At 42.9% G+C, this 21,242-nt stretch carries 15 protein-coding genes and 1 tRNA gene; 7 read left to right on the top strand and 9 right to left on the bottom strand.

Features of this window, described 5'->3' with window-relative positions:
- Positions 1–69: 69 nt before the first annotated feature.
- The 4 genes from K358_RS0114265 to yegD all read left to right on the top strand — a co-directional run bounded on the left by K358_RS0114265 (position 70) and on the right by yegD (position 6,052).
- Positions 70–2,229: a TonB-dependent siderophore receptor gene (locus tag K358_RS0114265; RefSeq protein WP_244875261.1), complete on the top strand. Its 2,160-nt coding sequence runs from the start codon at positions 70–72 to the stop codon at positions 2,227–2,229.
- A gap of 412 nt (positions 2,230–2,641) precedes the next feature.
- Positions 2,642–3,376: a siderophore ferric iron reductase gene (locus K358_RS0114255; RefSeq protein WP_027697453.1), complete on the top strand. Its 735-nt coding sequence runs from the start codon at positions 2,642–2,644 to the stop codon at positions 3,374–3,376.
- 88 nt (positions 3,377–3,464) lie between these two features.
- Positions 3,465–4,613, top strand: a complete 1,149-nt coding sequence (locus K358_RS0114250; protein WP_027697452.1) for a Gfo/Idh/MocA family oxidoreductase — start codon at positions 3,465–3,467, stop codon at positions 4,611–4,613.
- Between the two features lie 86 nt (positions 4,614–4,699).
- Entirely contained in the window at positions 4,700–6,052 is a 1,353-nt protein-coding gene (yegD, locus tag K358_RS0114245) for a molecular chaperone (protein WP_027697451.1), read from the top strand.
- A gap of 276 nt (positions 6,053–6,328) precedes the next feature.
- Here yegD and K358_RS0114240 read toward each other — a convergent pair whose 3' ends face one another.
- A complete protein-coding gene (locus tag K358_RS0114240) occupies positions 6,329–7,933 on the bottom strand; it encodes an ABC-F family ATPase (RefSeq protein WP_083962838.1) in 1,605 nt (534 codons plus the stop codon).
- 178 nt (positions 7,934–8,111) lie between these two features.
- Here K358_RS0114240 and K358_RS0114235 point away from each other — a divergent pair, with 178 nt between their 5' ends.
- Positions 8,112–8,696 (top strand): DUF938 domain-containing protein, encoded by a 585-nt coding sequence (locus K358_RS0114235; RefSeq protein WP_027697449.1) that lies wholly within the window; start codon positions 8,112–8,114, stop codon positions 8,694–8,696.
- A 108-nt stretch (positions 8,697–8,804) separates the two neighbouring features.
- On the opposite strand, the gene K358_RS18590 is transcribed toward K358_RS0114235, so the two are convergent.
- The 5 genes from K358_RS18590 to K358_RS0114210 all read right to left on the bottom strand — a co-directional run bounded on the left by K358_RS18590 (position 8,805) and on the right by K358_RS0114210 (position 15,728).
- A complete protein-coding gene (locus K358_RS18590; RefSeq protein WP_051241332.1) occupies positions 8,805–9,332 on the bottom strand; it encodes an OmpA family protein in 528 nt (175 codons plus the stop codon).
- A 335-nt stretch (positions 9,333–9,667) separates the two neighbouring features.
- Positions 9,668–11,644: a Fe(3+)-hydroxamate ABC transporter permease FhuB gene (gene fhuB / locus K358_RS0114225; RefSeq protein ID WP_027697448.1), complete on the bottom strand. Its 1,977-nt coding sequence runs from the start codon at positions 11,642–11,644 to the stop codon at positions 9,668–9,670.
- A 141-nt stretch (positions 11,645–11,785) separates the two neighbouring features.
- Complete coding sequence (locus K358_RS0114220) at positions 11,786–12,700, bottom strand: iron-siderophore ABC transporter substrate-binding protein (protein ID WP_051241331.1); 915 nt, start codon at positions 12,698–12,700, stop codon at positions 11,786–11,788.
- Between the two features lie 70 nt (positions 12,701–12,770).
- Positions 12,771–13,541, bottom strand: a complete 771-nt coding sequence (locus K358_RS18585; RefSeq protein WP_038150240.1) for an ABC transporter ATP-binding protein — start codon at positions 13,539–13,541, stop codon at positions 12,771–12,773.
- Positions 13,542–13,628: 87 nt separating this feature from the next.
- On the bottom strand, positions 13,629–15,728 hold the full coding sequence (locus K358_RS0114210) for a TonB-dependent siderophore receptor (protein WP_038150238.1): 2,100 nt from the start codon (positions 15,726–15,728) through the stop codon (positions 13,629–13,631).
- Positions 15,729–15,992: 264 nt separating this feature from the next.
- Between K358_RS0114210 and K358_RS0114205 the strand changes: the two genes are divergently transcribed.
- Positions 15,993–17,858, top strand: coding sequence for an ABC transporter ATP-binding protein (locus K358_RS0114205; RefSeq protein ID WP_027697445.1), 1,866 nt, complete (start codon positions 15,993–15,995; stop codon positions 17,856–17,858).
- Between the two features lie 83 nt (positions 17,859–17,941).
- On the opposite strand, the gene K358_RS0114200 is transcribed toward K358_RS0114205, so the two are convergent.
- A tRNA-Arg gene (locus tag K358_RS0114200) sits at positions 17,942–18,018 on the bottom strand.
- Between the two features lie 205 nt (positions 18,019–18,223).
- Here K358_RS0114200 and K358_RS0114195 point away from each other — a divergent pair.
- Positions 18,224–19,486, top strand: coding sequence for a DUF2254 domain-containing protein (locus tag K358_RS0114195; RefSeq protein WP_027697444.1), 1,263 nt, complete (start codon positions 18,224–18,226; stop codon positions 19,484–19,486).
- Positions 19,487–19,497: 11 nt separating this feature from the next.
- Here the strand turns inward: K358_RS0114195 and K358_RS0114190 are convergent, their stop codons facing one another.
- Together K358_RS0114190 and K358_RS0114185 are read right to left on the bottom strand one after the other, a co-directional pair.
- Positions 19,498–19,992, bottom strand: a complete 495-nt coding sequence (locus K358_RS0114190) for a DUF2878 domain-containing protein (RefSeq protein ID WP_027697443.1) — start codon at positions 19,990–19,992, stop codon at positions 19,498–19,500.
- Positions 19,970–21,235: a class I SAM-dependent methyltransferase gene (locus K358_RS0114185; RefSeq protein ID WP_027697442.1), complete on the bottom strand. Its 1,266-nt coding sequence runs from the start codon at positions 21,233–21,235 to the stop codon at positions 19,970–19,972. The genes K358_RS0114190 and K358_RS0114185 overlap by 23 nt, the downstream gene beginning before the upstream one ends.
- Positions 21,236–21,242 lie beyond the last annotated feature (7 nt).

Here is a 21,242-nt window from a genome sequence, read left to right as displayed (position 1 = left end):
ATCATTTAGAAATGATAATTATTATCGTTAATTGATACCCATTATTTGTAGGAAAGGGAAAGACCTCGCGTGAAAAACATTAATCATAGTTCGAATTTACTTGCCGCTAGCCCACTAGCTTTAGCGATTACCAGTATTCTATTTGCCCCTAATTTGATGGCGGAAGAAGCGGATACAGTGGCGACAGAACAAGAAACCATTACGATACTCGGCCAAACCTACCGTAATACTGCGACCAAAACTTCACTTGAACCAGAAGAAACGCCTCAGGCTATTTCTGTTATCAATTCTGATGAGTTTGAAAATCGTGGCGTGTCATCGGTTCAGCAAGCTCTGCGTTATGCTCCGGGTGTAAATGCAGAATTGAAGGGCGGTAGTGTCACCATGTATGACAACTACAACATCCGTGGTTTTGAAAACAACCAGATGTACTATGATGGGCTGGTTCTACAATACCTAGTTGGTTGGAACTTACAGCCACAAATTGACCCAATTGCCTTAGAGCGTGTCGAAATATTTAAAGGGCCTAGTTCCGTATTATATGGCGCGATGCCTCCGGGTGGGATGGTCAACTTAATCGCCAAATCACCACAAAAAGAACGTAATACTGATTTTTCGATTGCCACAGGTTCGCGCAACCTAGTCAAAGCATCACTTGATACGACTGGTCAGTTTGGAGACTCTAACGTTTATTATCGTCTTATTGGCTCGGCTTCTCATCGTGATGGACAAGTCGATTACACCGAAGAAGAACGCTACGTGTTTGCACCGTCTATCGATTGGTACGTGACTGATAATACCCTTGTAAACTTCAATTTTTATTATCAGAACGATCCTAATATGGGCATGAACTCAGCAATGCCAGCGTCTGGTTCGGTATGGAATAACCCAAATGGCAGCATAGATAAAAATGCTTCGATGGGAGATAAAAACTGGAGCAAGTTTGAGCGTGAGTTCTGGATGGCTGGTTATAAGATCGATCATTCATTTAATGATAATTGGTCATTCTTGCAAAATGCTCGTTATATGAAAGCCGATCTTTATCAGGAAAACACCTACCATGCAGCGGCGGGTTGGGATCCTTCTACAGGTAGCTTAGATCGCTACATCTACAGTACTGATGAAGATTCAGAAGGCTTTACGATTGATAATCAGTTATCCGGTCGAGTCGCAACAGGCCCAGTTGAGCATAACTTATTATTTGGTGTTGATTATCAGCATTTAAAAGGCAGCTCAAACTACACTAGCTATGGGTATGATGGTGGCTATACCGCTCCAAGTTTTAATGCCTTCGCCCCGAATAATAACCAAATCGATCGCTCAAAAGTGACCGCTTCTGGTGTGTATATCGATGATGTGAAAGTCGAACAATTGGGCTTCTACTTCCAAGATCAAATGCGCATTAACCGTATCGTATTAATGGCCGGTGGCCGCTTTGATAATTATGAAGCGACCAGTGACTACGCTGGCACTATCACCAAAACCGATCAAAATAACTTTTCTTATCGCGTTGGTGCGATGTATGAATTCGATTCTGGTTGGTCTCCATACATCAACTATGCAACTAGCTTTGAGCCAGTAGCCGGCGTTGATAGTAGTGGCGATAGCTTTGAACCATCGATAGGTCAACAAGTTGAAGGTGGTGTGAAATACTTATCTGCCGATTATGCAACTTCTATGACCGCTTCACTATTCCACATTATTAAAAGCGATGTAGTGGTACCTGATCCGAATGATCCAAGCTATCAAGGTAAAATCCAAGTGGGTGAAATTCGCTCGCAAGGCTTGGAGCTAGAAGGGCGCACCATGCTAACAGATAGCTGGGACGTATCGGCAAGCTACACTTATACCGATATGGAAATCACCAAAGATACCACTGGCCTTGAAGGTAAAACACCGATTTACGTACCTGAACACGCCGCGACTTTATGGACTAACTATTACGTGTATAACGGTATTTTAGGCGGCTCTCGTTTCGGTGCTGGTGCACGTTATATTGGCGAGCGTCAAATGGATGCAGCCAACACCGACACAGTGCCAGATTACACGGTAGTTGATTTGTCATTAGGTTATGATTTGGCGTACTTAACCAATAGTCTAAAAGGCGCAGCGGTTAATTTAAGCGTTAATAACTTATTTGATGAAGACACTTACGCTTGCTATGACTCAGCAAACTGCTGGTATGGTGAAGAGCGTACAGTCGAATTTAAGTTTGATTATAAGTTCTAGTGTCTGTCGCTTAGCAAATAACTGTAAAGAGCTAGCCGTTGGTTGGCTCTTTTTTGTTGTGAGATGCGGGGCGAGAACCGAGGACGCTTCGCTCGAGACACGAGTAAAAACTACAAATTAAAAAAGGCTCGTCATCCTGAACATGAGCCTAAGCGAAGAAGATCCAGGATCTCCTACAACACTTGACTCACTTAAAGACAAATTAAGTCTTAACGCGCTTTGGGAGATCCTGAACGACACTCGTGCCTCGTTTTTCAGGATGACGATTTTCTTTCGGCAATATCTTTTCATGCTACTCGCAGCACATCACATGAAACAACTTTTCACGCATTTTAAGCATCTTTTTACTTTGTAATCTAAATGAAAATTAGTATCATTGCGTTTAACGTAATTAAGTTTGATGAGTCTTGCAGTGAGTGATCCTAGATACCAACAATTATTCCATTATGCCGATCATGTAACGCCTTATCTCCGAGGTGAATTATTTGACGGCGAACTAGTGCATGCGCCGCTAGGTGATGATTGGTTACTCTCAGAACATAACAATCAAGAATTGCTACAAGACATCTACGCAAAACTCCAACTTTCTCATCCTGAAGCAGGTCATGCTTATTGGTTAAACCGTACCTGGACATTGCTTATCTGGCAGCCGGTTTATGTCAGTTTTATCAGTATTTATGGTATTCATGCATTGCCAGCTATGTCGACCATTGCCCAGCAGTGGCGCGGTGATGCCAACTTTGTGGCAGGCTTTACGCTGCAAGATGTGCCTATGCATGATGGTGAGCCTGAAGAGTTGATTAAGATTGCCGCTAACGAGTTACTGCCGTTATTTGAAGATTACCGTAGCCAACTTGATGAGAATGTACGTATTCGTCCGGGATTTACCCAGTATTTATTAGCGGATTTGTTGGTAATGGCTCTATTACGTTTGCAAGATTTGCATAAAGACCTGCCACAGGAGTATATTCCTCAACATGCCAAACGCTGGCTAGAAGCGTTTGGGTTATCGACAAAAGCGATGGATTCACTGCATTACGATGTCGTTGCCAGCAAATGGCATTACGTTCGTACCACCTGTTGTATGGTGTATCGCTGCGAAGGTCGAGGTTTATGTGATAACTGCCCACGAACGGCAAAAGACTGAGGATTAACTCGTTTTCAACCCATTCGTTTCCAGCCTAAGCTAAGCCTTGCAGAACAAGCTTAACTATATAGGCAAATAGGAAGATGAGATGAAAATAGGTATTGTTGGACTAGGCGGTATTTTTGAGACGGCTTATTGGCCTGCGTTTCATCAGTTTCAGATTGAACATTCAGACAAATCTATCCAGTTGGTTGGCTATGATCTTAAGTATAGTGACCTTAAACATAGCGAACACACTTCAAACTCTCAATTTCCCAATCTCAGCTTCACGACTAGTTACCAAGATTTATTGTCATTTGACCTCGATTTACTTCTTATTCTAACGCCTCCAGACACGCATTATTGTTTGCTAGTTGAAGCGCTTCAATCTGATATCGCTTCAATTGTGATAGAAAAGCCAGTAGTAGCAAACCTTGAACAGCTATCTCAATTGCGTTCGTTATTGCAAAATCCAGCTTATGCTACACGAGTATTAGCGCTTGATCATTGGAGTGGTCGATATGGTATTCAATCGTTATTAAGTGGTGAGTTAGATTCGTCGTGGGAACTTCAAATTGATGATTCTAGCGGCAAAACAATACCATCGATTAAATCTGTTGATGTCCAAGATATTGTTAAAGTAGAAGGGCACTTATTGGAGCCTTGTGGTTTAAATCAGCAAGGTGAGCCGATTGCGCTGAACTTTGCTACCGGTTTAGAAGATAGCCGCCAATTCTTTCATCCAGAAGGCGTAATTCTTGATATTGGTACTCATGTTCTGACGATGGTGCGTGAGTGTTTAGCCTGCATTCTTACTGAAGCTAAGGTTTTTGACTACCGACTGCAACTACAAGTTAAGGTCGCTCGTGATCGTTTAGGTCATGATATTCGCTTTGGTGATTTTAAAACCGCAGAAGGTGAGGCGGTACTCGAAGGCCATTATGGTCCAGTAAAGCTTATGCTGCATTTGAACAAATACGCTGGGCTTAAAGGTGGGCAAAAGGGTATGACGGTGCATTTAGCCGATGGGCGAAGCTTTACTCTTGATCGCAAAGGGTCTGATGACCTGATGATCTACCATGATGGAGCCGATACTTGGCAATGGGTTCGTTATGGCGCTTTGTACCAGCACACTATCTTTGAGTTACTCTTAAGCCTTCCCCTTGAAGGTGACACTATCGCAGCCATGACTTCACGTCGTATGGATGAAGTAGAAAGTTTGTTGAACATTCAGCAAGGCTTACGCGGTAAGCATTGATTTAGTCATAGAGTAAACATTCACTGCCATTTTCATCCTATCTAAGCTAATATCAGCGGCCTTTTTTGAGTGTCGCAGAGGTAGGTATGTTTATTGGCTTTGACTATGGGACGGCGAACTGTTCTGTTGCAATGATGGAAAATGGCAACCCTCGCTTATTGCCACTAGAAGGTGACAGTCATTTTATCCCTTCGACTATTTGCGCTCCCACGCGGGAATCGGTCGCTGAATATCTGTATCGTTTTATGCAAGTTCAGCCGAAAGATACTGCTGGTGAACAAGCCTTACGACGCGCAATTAATCTCAACCGTGAAGAAGATATAGAGCTGCAATTGGGCGATGTTCAATTTGGTCAACAGGCGCTGGATACTTACCTTTCCGACCCACAAGAAGTCTACTACGTAAAATCGCCAAAATCCTTTTTAGGCGCGAGCGGGTTGCATGCCACTCAATTGGTATTTTTTGAAGACTTGGTTTGCAGCATGATGAAAAACATCAAGAGCCAAGCCGAGCTTTCTAGCCAGCAAGACATTACTCAAGCAGTGATTGGTCGCCCGATTAATTTTCACGGACGTGGTGGAGAAGGGGCGAACCGACAAGCCGAAAGCATTTTATTACACGCTGCTACTCGGGCAGGCTTTAAAGACATTGAATTTCAATTTGAACCAGTTGCTGCCGGTTTAGAGTACGAAAGTACTCTGAGCCAAAATCAAACCGTACTGGTGGTGGATATCGGTGGTGGTACGACCGATTGCTCATTGATTGAAATGGGTCCGGGTTGGCAGCAAAAAACTGACCGAACAGAGAGCTTACTAGGGCATAGTGGACAGCGTGTTGGTGGAAATGATTTAGATATTTATCTGGCGTTTAAACAAATTATGCCTTTATTTGGCTTTGGCTCGCAAATGAACAGTGGGATTGAAATGCCGATTACTCAGTTCTGGAACCCCATCGCGATTAACAACGTGGTGGCGCAAAAAGGTTTCTACGAAGCGGCGAACTTCAAGTCGTTAAAGCTATTACAAAAAGAAGCCAAAGAGCCAGCGAAGTTAGCTCGTTTATTAGCCGCCTATCAACACACACTAGGCTATCAAATTGTGCGTAAAGCGGAAGAGGCTAAGATTGGCTTATCGGATACTCAGAAACATTCATTGATAATACCTGTAGCTTCAGAGATGTTAGAGCTTGATATTAGCCTAGAGCAAATGGTGGAAGCGGTAGATACGCCAGTGCAAAAGATGATGGATTTGGTCACTGAAGTGATGAAGCAAGCTAGCAAAAAGCCGGATGTGATCTTTATGACCGGTGGTAGTGCTCGCTCGCATTTCTTACGACAAGCTTTAGAACAGCAACTACCCAATGTACCGATTGTCAGTGGTAATTATTTTGGTTCGGTGACAGCAGGTTTAGCTCGCTGGGCACAGACGGTGTTTGCTTGATCTGAATTTTGATGAATTAAAACCAATCGTACTAATTATCTGCTCATCCTTGCTTGTTAAAAAACTCGATAACTTCGTTGGAAATTTTGATTGTAGAATAACTACTTATCGAAAATTTTCGCCTTGTTCTCAAGCTTTTTTTCCTACGCAATTTCTGAACATCTAATTAGTGTGATTGGTATAACCGTATCAATAAAAAAGGCAGTGATCGCTAAGATTACTGCCTTTTATTTATGTGCTTCGATTTTGTGGTTAAGCTTTTGCTACTAAGCTTTTTTAAGCCACAGCCATCATTTTCTTCTGATGATCTAAGTACTCATCATAAGTACCTTGGAAGTTCACTAATTTCTTATCCTTCACATCAATGATCGATGTGGCAAGTGATGAAACAAATTCGCGGTCGTGGCTAACAAAGATTAAGGTGCCTTTATAGACTTTAAGCGCTGAGTTTAAAGCTTCAATCGCTTCCATATCCATGTGGTTGGTTGGCTCATCCATCACTAATACGTTGATGTCTTGCATCATTAGCTTGCCAAACAATAGACGGTTCTTTTCACCACCAGAACAGTTACGCGCTTTTTTATTCGCGTCATCCGCAGTAAAGAGTAGGCGACCTAAAATGCCACGTACCATTAAGTCATCATGTTTGGTGGTACGCCATTGTGAAATCCAGTCAAAGATGCTCAAGTCGTTATCGAAATCTTTGGTGCTGTCTTGCGGGCAGTAACCGATAGAGGCATTTTCCGACCATTTCACCACACCTTGGTTTTGTTCCAAGTCTTTCACTAGGCAACGTAGTAGAGTGGTTTTACCCACACCGTTCTCGCCAATCACTGCAAGGCGAGTACCGGCTTCAAGTAATATATTACCGCCTTCAAACAGTAATTCATCTTCAAACGCGTGGCCGAGTTCTTGAAGCTCTAATGCTAAACGGTGCAGTTTTTTACCTTCACCAAAATCAATCGATGGGCTGATACGGCTTGAAGATTTCACTTCATCCAGTTTGATTTTATCCATCTTCTTAGCACGAGAGCTGGCTTGTTTGGCTTTAGATGCATTGGCACCAAAACGGTTTACAAAATCTTGTAGTTCGTTAATTTCGGCTTCTTTCTTAGCGTTACTAGAAAGTAGTTGCTCACGTATCAAGCTCGACGCTTCAAGGAAGTATTCGTAGTTACCCGGGTAGATGCGCAGTTCACCGTAGTCGATATCTGCCATGTGAGTACACACTGAGTTTAAGAAGTGGCGGTCATGCGAGATGATGATCATAGTGCACTTACGCTGGTTCAATTCTTCTGCCAGCCAGTTGATGGTGTGGATGTCCAAGTTGTTGGTTGGCTCATCGAGCAACAAGATATCTGGGTTAGCAAATAGCGCTTGAGCCAGTAACACACGTAGTTTCCAACCCGGTGCAACTCGTTGCATTAGGTCAAAATGGAATTCTTCTTCGATACCCGCTTGGATCAGAATATCACCCGCACGGCTTTCCGCTGTGTAGCCATCCATTTCGGCAAATTCGCTTTCAAGCTCTGCGACTTTCATGCCGTCTTCTTCACTCATTTCAGGTAAAGAGTAAATCCGGTCACGCTCTTGTTTGATTTCCCATAATTTACGATCGCCCATGATCACAACATCAATCACGTTATGTTGTTCAAAGGCAAATTGATCTTGGCTTAGTACGCCCAGTTTTAACCCTGGAGTGATAGAGACATTGCCAGAGCTTGGGGTAAGCGCACCGCTAAGGATTTTCATGAAAGTTGATTTGCCGCAGCCATTGGCGCCAATTAAGCCATAACGATTGCCGTTGCCAAACTTGGCTGAGATGTTTTCGAATAAAGGTTCAGCACCAAATTGCATGGTGATGTTTGCGGTTGAAATCAAAGAAATATCCTTAGGTGATGGGTAGCACTGAATAGCAGGTAGAACGCATCAAAATTGAAGTGTAAATAGGCGGCGGATTATACAGCTTTATTGCTTAAAGAACAGACAAGAAAGTTCAGGATTAACGAATAACAAATGTTATGCTGATTTTACTATTCTAATTTTGGGAGTTTTATAAATGGCTAAGCAAAATGCACCATCATGTGAGAGAAATAAACAACCGATCTTAGACGTGATTGCTCCGCACTTTTCCAAAGCATCTCAAGTGTTAGAAATAGGTTCTGGCACTGGGCAGCATGCCGTGTTTTTTGCTAAACATCTGCCGCATTTAATTTGGCAAACCAGTGATGTTGCTGACAACCATGACAGTATTAATGCATGGATAACAGAGAGCACGCTATCCAATATTCAATCGCCTGTGGAGTTTATGCTCGGCCGTGATCAGTGGCCATCTATCAAGGTAGATGCAGTATTTACCGCCAATACTACGCATATCATGCAACCGCAAGAAGCCAAGACGATGATGGCGTTGGTCGCCAAGCAATTACCGAAAGAGGGTGTGTTTTGTCAGTATGGCCCGATGAAAGTGAACGGTGAATTTACTAGCGAAAGTAATCAAGCGTTCGATCACAAGATTCGCAGTGAAGGGCGCGGCGGAATTCGTGATATTGAAGAGCTAAAAGAATGGGCAGCAGGAATAACGTTAACTGAGGTTCACCCTATGCCAGCTAATAATTTTCTTTTGGTTTGGTATAAGAAGTAAAAAGAATTGGTTAAATAAAAAAGAGTGACGCCGTAATCGACTTCACTCTCTTAAAGTACTTACTTAGCTAACTTCACCAAATAAGGTGAGTAGTAGGTAGTAAAACTATTATTCTGCAGCTGGCTCTTCAGTTTCAGTAGCTTCTGGAGCAGCTTCAGCAGGTTGTTCGATTTCAACTGTTACGCTAACGTCAGCACGGCGGTTTTGAGCACGGCCTTCAGCTGTTGAGTTATCAGCAACTGGAGATGCTTCACCTTCAGCGCTAACAGTAATTAAGCTAGCATCGAAGCCTTTACCCGTTAGGTAATCTGCAACTGCTTGAGCACGTTCTTCAGATAGCTTTTGGTTGTATTCATCAGTACCAACGCTGTCAGTGTGACCAACGATAGTGATTGATTTTAGGTTAGCTGCTGTTGCTTTGCTTACAGCTTCGTCAATTGAGTCAGTTGTTTTTAGAGTAGCCGAATCAAAATCAAATAATAGATCAGCACTTAGGCTAACAGGAGCCATTACTGGTGCAGGCGCTTCAGTTTGAGTTGTTGCTGGAGCTTCTGCTACTTCTTCACTTGAACTACAACCCGCAAGAGTTGCCATTAGACCTAGAGCACAAGCCATTCCTAAAACATTCTTTTTCATATTTTTTTCCATTATTGTTACTCCGATTTTAACTATAAAACGTTGTCGTTTTGTAGCCCTTCAGCTAAGCAGATTCCTTTAGAGCCATCAATGAGAACTTAATTAGTGATTCTAAATATAGTTGAAGATTACATTTTATTACAACTGCTTGTATTTAATTTATGTATGGCTTCAACGTCCACTTACAGTATGGGTAATAATAAATGAAAAACAAGCATTTACCAATTAAACCCTGTTAAATGTATGTTATTTTTCATGAAAAGAGTGATATTTAGGTTGCGATTCTTACCTTATCCTGATTGCTTTTTTAAAAAACATCACGGAAAGATTAAATATTAATGTCCTTTTTGCCCTCTGATTAATAAGAGCAAAAAGTAGCTCCCGCCAACAATCGAAACAACGGTGCCAGCTGCCACTTGCATTGGGAATAAAATGCTCTGCCCAATCCAATCGGCAATTAGCATAAGTAAGCCACCGGTAAGCCCTGCAACCAATAGTTGACTACGAGCTTGTTTTGCACCAAGCATCACAGCCATATGTGGAGCTAATAAACCTACGAATGCCACAGGGCCCATGGTGGTAGTAACCAATGCGCAGAGTAGGGCTACGCAGCAAAGTAGAATGACGCTAGTGGCTTGTACATTTAACCCGCGAGCGGCAGCAAATTGACGGCCTGCTGAAATAAGCGTTAGCCAACGAGACACACTGATTAACGCTGCAAAAATAACCGTAACGCTAAGTGCTAAAACAATCGCCCCATGAGCGGTGACTCGATATGTCGAACCGGCTAACCAACCGATAATGGTGTAGCTATCCTGAGTACCTTTTGCTAGTGCAAACTGAACTAAAGATTCGATTAATGCACTGATGGCGATACCAATTAAGATCATACTCGATGGCGCAAATTGATTTTTACGCCCTAACAGCAGTAGAACGGCAAGAACGATCATACTGCCGGCAAAGGCAATCAATGAACCTGATGCAAAAATATTGGTGCCTAAAAAGACAGTAGTACCTACTAATGCGAAGGTTGCGCCAGCGGAGATACCAAGAATGTCTGGGCTCGCCAGTGGGTTGTAAATAAGACGTTGCAATACAGTACCGGCGGCCGCTAATGCAACACCTGCGGCAAGCGCAGTCACAAAGCGAGGCCAGCGCAGATCCCATGTAAAACTATCGGGAATCGCCCAGTGAAAACCAGTATCTGTCATGGATAAAGTGGCACTAATAAACAGCATAAAGCATGTCATCGTGATTAATGTCGGTATCGCTAGATTAGACAGATAGGCTTTACTCGGTGGGAGCTTGATGGAGATTTGGTCTTGTGCTTTTAATGCTCGGCGGCTAAACCAAACTAAAGCGGGGGCTCCGATAGCTGCTGCTGTAGTACCGCTTGGTATCATTTCTTGAGTGAATTGGCTAATTAACAGAGCCAGTATATCAGTGGCTAAAAGCGCGATACTACCAATGATCATACTGGTATACAGCTCAGCTTTCGGTGTTCTCGCGCCTATGGCACGGGCAATATTGGGTGACAGTAAACCAATAAAGCTAATTACACCAACTGCGGTGATCGAAGCAGAGACTACCCATAGGCCAAGTGCGATCAGAACAATAAAATAAGGAATAACATTGAGCCCACGAGCGGCTGCGCCCTGATGCCCTAAGCGCATTAAGTTTAAAATACGTGGTGCGATAACCAGTAATATTAGAGCAACCGAGAGTCTAGGCAGTAGCCATTGCACCATTTCCCAGCCATTCTGAGCAAGATCGCCAGCACCCCAGATAAATACGTTTTTAGCGTATTGATCGTTAAGCAAAATAATCGCTGTGGCAATTGCGCCAAACAAGATGTTGACGACCATGCCGGATAAAATAAGCGGTAGACCAGTGATGTTTTTCGGTCCGGCAATGGTGATCACAAGCCCCATCGCAAACATTGCCCCGACCATTGCCGAAAGCGCCATGTAATCGCTAGCAAGGTTAGGAAACCAGACGTTGACAACGATGAGAGCAAGCCAAGCGCCAGAAGAAGTACCAAGCGTAAGCGGAGAAGTCAGCGAGTTTTGAGTTAACTGCTGCATCAAGCTACCGACTAAGCCAAGCATCGCGCCGACGATAATCGCCATCACCGCACGAGGCAGTTGCGCGTAAACAAAATTGAAATCGGCAAACTCTTGCGCTTCCGCACCCAGCAATAAATGCCATTGTTGAGAGATGGATAATGGATTAGCGATCTGTAGGCTAGCTACCGCGATTAGAAATAATGAGGCGAAAGTAGCAATGATGATAGGGAGGCGAAGGGAAGACATGTTGGGTTCCTAGTTTCGAGTTCCTAGTCCCTAGGTTGGAGCCTAGTAGATTAGTGGATCTTTATAGCATTTTGGTGTTGTTGATTTGATTGGCATTAAAGCGATTACTTTAGCCGCCAAGCTTTTCCTAGGAACTTTTATTTATGGCTTTATCTCTAGTAAGCTTTCCGTTATCGATTCTGCAATATACTGCATCGACATTGCACCGCCATAATTCCATACCGATTCTGCTTCATTAACATGACCATTGCGAACAAATGGCATCGCTTTCCAGAGCATGGATTTATTCAATTTCGCTTTTTGTGCGTCGGAAAATGGACCAAAATAAATCACATATCCATCTTTGATGTGCTGTAAGTCGGTGATACGTTTTTGTACGATTCCCCACTCTTTAGCGGGTTGCGGGAGCGCCGTCGTTAAACCGAGTTGGTGGATCACGTAGTCAGTGGTTGAATTGCTCGCGTATAAATAGATAGAAGTTTGGTTAGCAAAACGCATTGCAGCGACACTTGGCATTTCACCATTAAACGCGGTTTCTAGTTGTGATTTTAAATCGGCAAAGCGTTGGTTCATTGCATTGAGCTTTTGTTCCGCTAAATCAGTTTTACCGACAACGGCTGCAATGTTGCGGAAGTTCTCAATGGCGGCTTTTGCGCTGTTTTGATCGGCATTGTAGGTTTGGTAATACAGCACCGGTGCAATAGTCTGCAGGCGAGGGATCAGATCTTTTTGTGGTGAGGCTGCCAAAATAAGGTCAGGTTTCAATTCCGCTAGCTTTTGCATATTAGGCTCAGCACGAGTACCTAAGTCTTCTACACCTTCCGGAATCGCCGGTTTGACAACCCAAGTGGTGTAGTCTTTGATATTTGGCACGCCAACGGGAGTAACATCAAGTTCGAGTAATTGTTCAGCAAGATCCCAATTTAACGCCACAATACGTTTCGGGTGACTATCTAATTGATGTTGGCCAAGGCTATCGGTGACGGTAATCGACGCGAAACTTGGTAGGCTAAATAACGCTATGGTTAAAGAGAATAGTTTGAAGAATGTTTTCATATTGAAAATGGTTCCTAGTTTCTGGTCCCTAGTTCCTGGGAAAAGCGATAATCGATAAATCTTCAGGCTTTCAAATCACGACGGCTATTTTTTGATCATCTTGCTGTGGGTGATCTAAAAGTTGGATATCGGTTTCGTATAAATCCGTTAATCGTTGACCGTCGAGTAGTAATTCTTTTGCGCCGCTAAACGCTATCTTGCCTTGCTTTAGCGCCACGATATGAGTGGCATAACGCAGCGCCAAGTTCAGATCGTGCAAGATGACTAAAATGCCACAGCCAGTTTGCTGGTTCAGTTCTTGCAGCAAATCCATTAAATGGTATTGATGATGGATATCGAGGGCAGAGGTCGGTTCATCGAGAATCAGCACTGGAGATTGCTGCGCCAATAACATGGCAACCCAAGCGCGTTGACGTTCACCGCCAGAAAGTTTATCGGCAAGGTTATCAGCATATTGTTCAACGCCGGTTTTTTGCATCGCTTCGACAATGATTTTCTCATCATCATTTTGCCAACGACCAAACACACCACGCCAAGGGAAGCGGCCTAAACGCACTAATTCTTGCACGGTAAGCCCTGCAACGTCTGGCAACTTTTGCGGTAAAAAGGCAATTTCTTTAGCTAGTTGTTTTTGGGAGAAATCTGAAATTTCAGTCTGGTTGAGTGTCACTTGCCCAGAGTCGGCTTCCGATTGTCCTGAAAGCAGGTTAACCAGTGTCGATTTACCGCTACCATTATGACCAAGCACAACCGTCAATCCATCACTTGGAATGGAAAGTTCATCAATCGATAAAATATCGCGATTATCTCGGTGAACACGAACTTGGTTGAGTTTGAACATATTTTTCTCTGGGGTTATTTATTAGGTACTAGAAAACAAAACTAGGGCCATTGTACTCAATAGCCCTAGTGAGTTTAAGGTGTTTATTTACCACATGTAGTTAATGGTTGCGGTTGCGGTCAACTCTTCACCGTAGTAACAGTAGTAATCACAGCTAGAAACGTACTCTTTATTCGTTAAGTTATTGACGTTAACTTGTGCACGCCATTTAGGAGTAATGTCGTAGCGAGCCATGGCGTCGTATAAGGTAACTGCTGGAACGTGTAATGTACCTGCTCCATCTGAAGTTGAGCCAACCGAAGTTCCCATATAACGAACACCTGCACCTACCACAAAGCTATCCAGACCTAAGCTAGAAAAATCATATTCCAACCAACCTGATGCCATATGGCGAGGAATTAGAGCAGTACGCTGTTCATTACCTAAACCATCATCCGATTTTGCATCGGTATAGGTGTAGTTTGCTCTTGCCAGTAAATCTTTGGTGACGTGAGCAACGCTTTCTAGTTCCACACCTTGTGATGTTAATTCTTGGGTTTGAGTTTGTTGAGCCGTTGTTGGATCATACACTAGGCCGTTTTCTTGGCTTAGGTTAAACCAAGCAAAGTTAAAGTAGCCATTAAAGAAAGATGGTTCGTATTTGAAGCCAGCTTCGGTTTGTTTACCTTCTAATGGTTTATAGGCTTTACCGGTTGAAGCATCCACCGATGCAATGACTTCAAATGATTCAGAATAACTAACATAAGGCGTAAATCCGAAGTCAGTGAGATACATAACTCCACCGCTGAGCGAGAAGTGATCATTGTGAATATCTTCGTCGCTAGTGACATTTTCATTTTGTAGGCGAACGATATCGTAACGGCCACCTAATTTAGCAATAAACTTTTCATTGAATTTGATCTGTTGCTGAGCATAAACGCCTAGCTGTTCTTTTTTGATATTCACCGGAGTGGCGCGATCATCAATCGGAACAATGTTGCCATGTTGCGGATGGAAAGCATCGATGTTTGGTGTCGTACCACCATACGGGCCCCAGTCATCCGCTTCCATGCTGTCATTTTTGAATTGCTGTACATCCACGCCAAGTAGGGTGGTGTTATCGGTATTACCTAACCCCCAGTTAGCGATGAATTGGTTATCCATGCTTAACATTTGAGTTGAGCCATCACGATAAACAATCCCACGCCCTAAATCCGCACTGGTTTCACTACCAAATGCATAAGTACTGCGAAGTAGTAAGTCAGTATAAGCGTAACGAGTATTTTGCTTGAATTGCCAAGTATCGTTGATGTAATGCTCTAGCTCATAACCAACCGAGTATTGATTACTTTCATTTTTATCGTAATCAGGTTCGCCATAGTTAGTACTAGGATCAATTTTACCTTGTGGTGTATCAATCAAAGTACCATAAGCGGGAAAGAAACCAGCGGTTGGTACACCATCATCTTGCTGCCATGAGGCTAAAAAAGTAATCGAAGTATCAGAGTTTATGTCCCACGCGAGGCTAGGAGCTAGGTAAACTCGATTGTTATAGGTATCGTCAAGCGTACCGTCTTGTTTGCTCATCAAAGCGACTAAACGAAAACGAACGTCGCCATCTTCATCAACAAAGCTGGTGGTATCAATTCCAATTTTTTGTAGATTTCGACTACCACCGGTTAATTCAAACTCACCACCTTCAGTGTAACCTGGACGTTTGCTGACCGCATTTACAACACCACCCGGAGGCGCTTCACCGTAAAGTAAAGATGCTGGACCTTTTAGGACTTCTACTTGCTCTAAGCCGTAAGGTTCGAGGTTCCAAGTATAGTAGCCTGTATTGAACAAGCGGTTACCATCGAGATAAGTCGCCGCATCAAAGCCACGAATTTTGAACCAATCGGTATTATTGTCTGAACCATAAGGTTGGGTCATTACACCAGGTTGATAGCGCAGCGCTTCATCCAATTTTTGCGGCTGCTGTACAGATAACTGTTCGTCATCAATCACAGATACACTGCGTGGAGTTTCAGCGAGCGGTGTCTCAACCTTCAACGCTGAAGCGGTTACTGTGATGGTATCTAAATTTTCAGTTGAAGCTTCTTCTTCAGCAAAAGAGGGTAGAGCGATAAGGGCTAAAGAAAGACTAAGCGCAGGTTTCATAATGTGAGAAACCGCTTGTGAAACAGGGTGCAAAGCGAAAGACATAAATCAATCCGTTGTTTTATTAATTGCGAATCATTATTGTTTAGAATTGTATTCATTTTTAAAGGCTCTGACTAGAGTTTATTTGCAAAATTATTAATAAAGGAAAGAAGATCATGATCGATATCAATGGGGGGTGGGAAATTGACCATTTTACCTTTATGATAGCGGCACATTTCTACTGCGCGATTAGTCGGTAGCACATGTCTTTATTGAGTCTCTCTCGATTCAACTTTTGAACGCCTCACTTCTGAATGGAACCATTTTATGTTCAAGTTTTTTGAAGGTTTAACTAAGCCTTTCCCTAAAGATACGGTCAATACTCCGCCGAGTACCTTGTTTGCTTTTTGCATGCATTACAGCCGTGATTTTTTATTGCCTATTCTGTTTATGTCGATTCTGAGTGCGTGTATCGCCATTATTGAAGTCTCTTTAATGAGCTTTATGGGCTCGATTGTAGATATGCTTTCAACTCATACGCCAGAAACACTATGGGATGCTGAAGGTGCACGCATCATGGGAATGGGATTGGTGATTATCGTGGTGATCCCTGTGATTGGCTTTTTCCATTCGATGATCATGCACCAAACGTTACTTGGTAACTTTCCTATGTCGATTCGTTGGCTAGCGCACCGTTACCTACTTAATCAAAGTGTGACTTTCTACCAAGATGATTTTGCTGGGCGAATTGCCACTAAAGTGATGCAAACGTCGCTAGCTATCCGTGAAACGGTAATGAAGTTCGCCGATATGCTGGTTTATATCACGGTCTATTTTTTGTCTATGTTTGTATTAATGGCGCAGGCTGATTTATGGCTGATGGTTCCGGTATTTGTTTGGCTGGTGGCTTATGTTCTGACTCAAGTTTACTTTGTTCCGAAAATGAAACGCATTGCCACTGAACAAGCCGATGCTCGCTCTTTAATGACGGGAAGAATTGTCGATAGCTATACTAATATCTCGACTGTGAAACTATTTTCGCATACTAATCGCGAAACGGAATATGCAGAAAAAGGCATGCAGTCATTTTTGAAAACCGTTTATGCGCAAATGCGTCTGGCGACGGTTTTCCTATTTAGCATCGACATGCTTAACTATCTACTACTTTTCTCAGTTGCCGCATTATCGATTGGTTTATGGATGAATAGCATGATCACCGTGGGTGCAATTGCAGTGGCGATCAGCTTGGCATTGCGTATTCAAGGCATGTCGAAATGGATCATGTGGGAAATCAGCGCCATTTTTGAAAACATCGGTACCGTGGTAGATGGTATGAATACGCTTTCTAAACCAGTTGTGACTCAAGATGTTGAAAATGCACCAGCACTTAAAGTCGATAAAGGCCAAATTGAATTCGATAAGATCAGCTTCCACTATGGTGAATCAAACAAAGCTGTGATCACTAATTTGAGCTTGAATATTAAGCCGGGGGAAAAAGTTGGCTTAGTCGGTCGTTCTGGTGCGGGTAAATCAACACTGGTTAATCTACTACTGCGTTTTTATGACTTGGAAAGTGGTACGATCCGTATTGATGGTCAGGATATTTCTAAAGTCCAACAAGACTCGTTGCGCGGTAAGATTGGTATGATCACGCAAGATACCTCGTTATTGCATCGCACGATTCGTGAGAACATTCTATACGGTCGCCCTGATGCGACAGAAGAAGAGCTTCTTGCGGCGACTAAGCAAGCCCATGCGCATGAGTTTATTGAAACCCTAACTGATACGTTTGGCAATGTAGGTTACGATGCAGAAGTGGGTGAGCGTGGGGTGAAATTGTCCGGTGGTCAACGTCAACGTATCGCGATTTCTCGTGTGTTGTTAAAAGATGCGCCAATCTTGATTATGGATGAGGCGACATCAGCACTTGATTCAGAAGTGGAAGCGGCCATTCAAGAAAGCTTATATGAATTGATGGAAGGTAAAACTGTTATCGCCATTGCACACCGTTTATCAACCATTGCGGCAATGGACCGTTTAATCGTACTTGACCAAGGTGAAATTCTTGAACAAGGATCTCATCAAGAACTATTAGCGCAAGGCGGTATTTACGCACAACTTTGGGCACACCAAACTGGTGGGTTCTTAGGGAGTGATGAAGCCGACTCAGTTGAGGATGAAAAAGTATCGTAGTTTATTACTCTAGATAAACCCATTTATCAAGTGAAGGCTTGTTGCTTCGGTGGCAGGTCTTTTTTGTGGTTTTTTATATCTAATGGTGTCCCCAGTAGGAGTCGAACCTACGGCCTTCCCCTTAGGAGGGGGACGCTCTATCCAGCTGAGCTATGGGGACCAAAAGACTAACCTTGAGAATAATACGGATTTTAGTTAGATAATCCAATAGCCCAATAGGTTTCTACGCTTGAATGCTGCACAAGCGTTGTTTTTTTGTTCATAAGTTCAATTCTTGATGAATTTTAATTGCTTAATGTCCTCCTTAACTCTTTAATTAATTGGTGCTTATTTTATTAACACCAATAATGAGTTAAGGATAATTTATGGCGGCTAGCTATTCTCGAGATCACCTGCGTTTTTTATATAATCGCCTCAAAGATAAACTGTGGGTGAAGCCATTATGGATGTGCTTTTGTTCTATATGTGCAGTTTTTATCGCTAAGCTTGCCGACCATTATAATGCAGGTTTATTTGTTCCTCCGATCAGCCTCGACTCTATTGTGGCCTTGCTTGAAATTATGTCATCGAGCATGTTGGTGATTGCCACCTTTTCTGTTGGCTCGATGATAGCCGCTTACACTTCAGCAAGTACTTCCGCTACGCCACGGGCTTTTAGTGTTGTGGTGTCTGATGACGTATCTAAAAATGCTTTATCACGATTTATTGGCTCATTCATTTTTAGCATTGTAGCACTGACCGCAATCAAAAATGATGTATTTGAAATCACCGGTTTATTTGTACTGTTTATTTTAACTTGCTTGGTTTTTGCGTTAGTTATTTTGACGTTCATTCGCTGGGTAGATCGCTTAGCTAGGCTTGGTCGAGTCGGGAATACGGTTGATCGGGTTGAGCATGTGGCAATGCAGTCATTAATTCGTTTACGTAATGCTCCTAATCGTTCTGGTGCGCCTTGTGTCGATGCGGAGCAAGGTGAAGCGGTGGTAGCAACGTCGGTTGGTTACATTCAACATATTGATATTAGTCGTTTGCATCACTGGGCTGAAGATAATGATGCAGTAGTAGTGTTATCCGCATTACCCGGAAAATTTGTCGCGCCCGGTACGGTGATTGCTAAGGTGATATCTGAGAAATCAGAACAAGAATTTGATTACAAAAGTGTATTAGCGGCCTATCAAATAGGGGCCGATCGTTTGTTTGATGATGATCCTCGTTTTGGTTTTATTGTGCTATCTGAAATTGCAGGTAAGGCGTTATCGCCAGCGGTCAATGATCCCGGTTCTGCGATTAAGGTTATTGGCAGTTTCGTAAGGCTGTTTGTGTGTTGGAGTGAACCGGTTCCTGAAGGGGATGAACAGCAATCCTATTATGATCGCGTACAAGTGCCAGAAGTGAGTATTGACGATATGTTTGATGATGCTTTTACTGCGATTGCTCGTGATGGTGCAAGTTGTGTCGAAGTGGGAATTCATTTACAAAAAGCACTGACCGCGTTGTGCATGGTTGGTGATGATAAAATGAAAGCGGCAGCGAGACGCCATGCCGAGCTTTCATTAAAACGTAGTCAGATAGCATTATCCTTAGACGAAGATCTACAAGCCGTTAAAAGTGCCAGTATGCTTGGGTAGGATTAATCAATTTAAGTATATCGCTCACGGCTTATTTTTGCCCAGTAACCTAGAATGGGTAATAAAATCGTCCATGCAATCGCATAACCAAGAATAAAGGAGGGTTGAGTAAACTCAGAGGTAAACACGCCCAGTTTCAGAGCGCTCCAGTAACTTAAAGTGCCGAACACTTCGCCCAAAAACGCCACCCAATACCAAGCCAATTTGCTCAGCCACAATAAGCTGTGATTTAGACATAATATAAAATGACACCACAGTAGGATTAACCAGATTGGGATCCATTGCTGATTCACTTCCAATATGCCAATCCACACCATCAATTGATCTACCAAAATACCAACTAGTGCTGCGATTAATAAAAAACCGTCAGCTTTACGCGTTGGTGTGAGGGCAAAGTGCACCCCTAATAGTCCAAGCATAAAAAAAGGAGCGCTAGCAGGAAACGAAGCCGCTAACGCCCAACAGGATTGGAATATTATGAAATTAATAATTGAGAATCGATGCATCGTGATTATCTAGATAATTAGGTTTACGCATCACAATATGATGGGTGCTGATCACTCTTTCCATAAATGCCCCTTCGCAATAACAGAAGTAGTAATGCCACAAATGTTTGAATTGCTCGTCATAGCCAAATGGCTGAATACTGTGCCAATTGCGTTCAAAGTTGCTGCGCCAGTCGGCCAAGGTTCTAGCGTAGTGCAGGCCGATATCTTCAATGTTATCGATCATCATATCGGTGGTTTGTGCCACTTGTTGATTAATGACATTTAATGACGGTAGGCAGCCTCCGGGAAAGATATATTTTTGAATAAAGTCGGTGCTTTTTCGATACTGATCATAACGTTGATCGGCAATGGTAATCGCTTGTATCAATAATTTGCCGCTTGGTTTTAACAAGTCATTACATTGCTTAAAAAAGGTCGGTAAAAATTGGTGGCCGACTGCTTCAATCATTTCAACCGAAACCAGTTTATCGTATTGACCTTCTAGGTGACGGTAATCTTGCTTGAGGAGCGTAATTTTATCTTCAAGGCCAAGCTGCTTAACTTGCTGTTGGGCATAAGCAAATTGTTCATCAGAAATGGTGGTGGTGGTGACGTGGCAACCGTAGTGTTGAGCGGCATAAATCGCCAGTCCACCCCAACCAGTACCTATTTCCAGTAGTTGATCGCTTGGTTGTAAATCAAGCTTATCGCAAATTGATTTGAGCTTATTGGTTTGCGCTTCGGCCAAAGTATCACTGGGTTGGTTGTAGAGTGCGCAAGAGTACATCATGCGATCATCAAGGAATCGAGTGTAGAGTTCATTACCTAAATCATAGTGTGCCAGAATGTTCTTTTTAGAGCCGGACAATGTGTTGGCATTCAATCGATTGGTTAAGAGGTTTTTGAAGGTGTAAATCCAACTGGTTTTCTTTTCGATCTGATCAAGTTGAGTTTGATGACGTGCAAAAATACGAATCAAAGAGGTGAGATCTGGTGTGCTCCAACGTTGTGCGATATAGGCTTCGGCGGCGGCGATGCTTCCACCTTTGATGAGATCACGAAACACATTGTCATCATGGATCGTAATATGGCCTTTTAATTGTGCGTTAGGGTTACCTACGAAAGTCGCTTGGCTGCCTTCATCAATTTCAATATAGGCATCATCCATTTTGTTGAGTAGGTTAAACACGAGGTGACGACATTGATTGCCGAACCAACCACTTTTGCTTTTATTGTTTTGTAGGGATTGAGTCTGTTCCATCATCAAC

This window comes from Vibrio litoralis DSM 17657 (genome assembly GCF_000426765.1).
Taxonomy (GTDB): Bacteria; Pseudomonadota; Gammaproteobacteria; order Enterobacterales; family Vibrionaceae; genus Vibrio; species Vibrio litoralis.
Note: the sequence above shows the minus strand (reverse complement) of the source record. Positions and strands in the feature narration are given on the sequence as shown.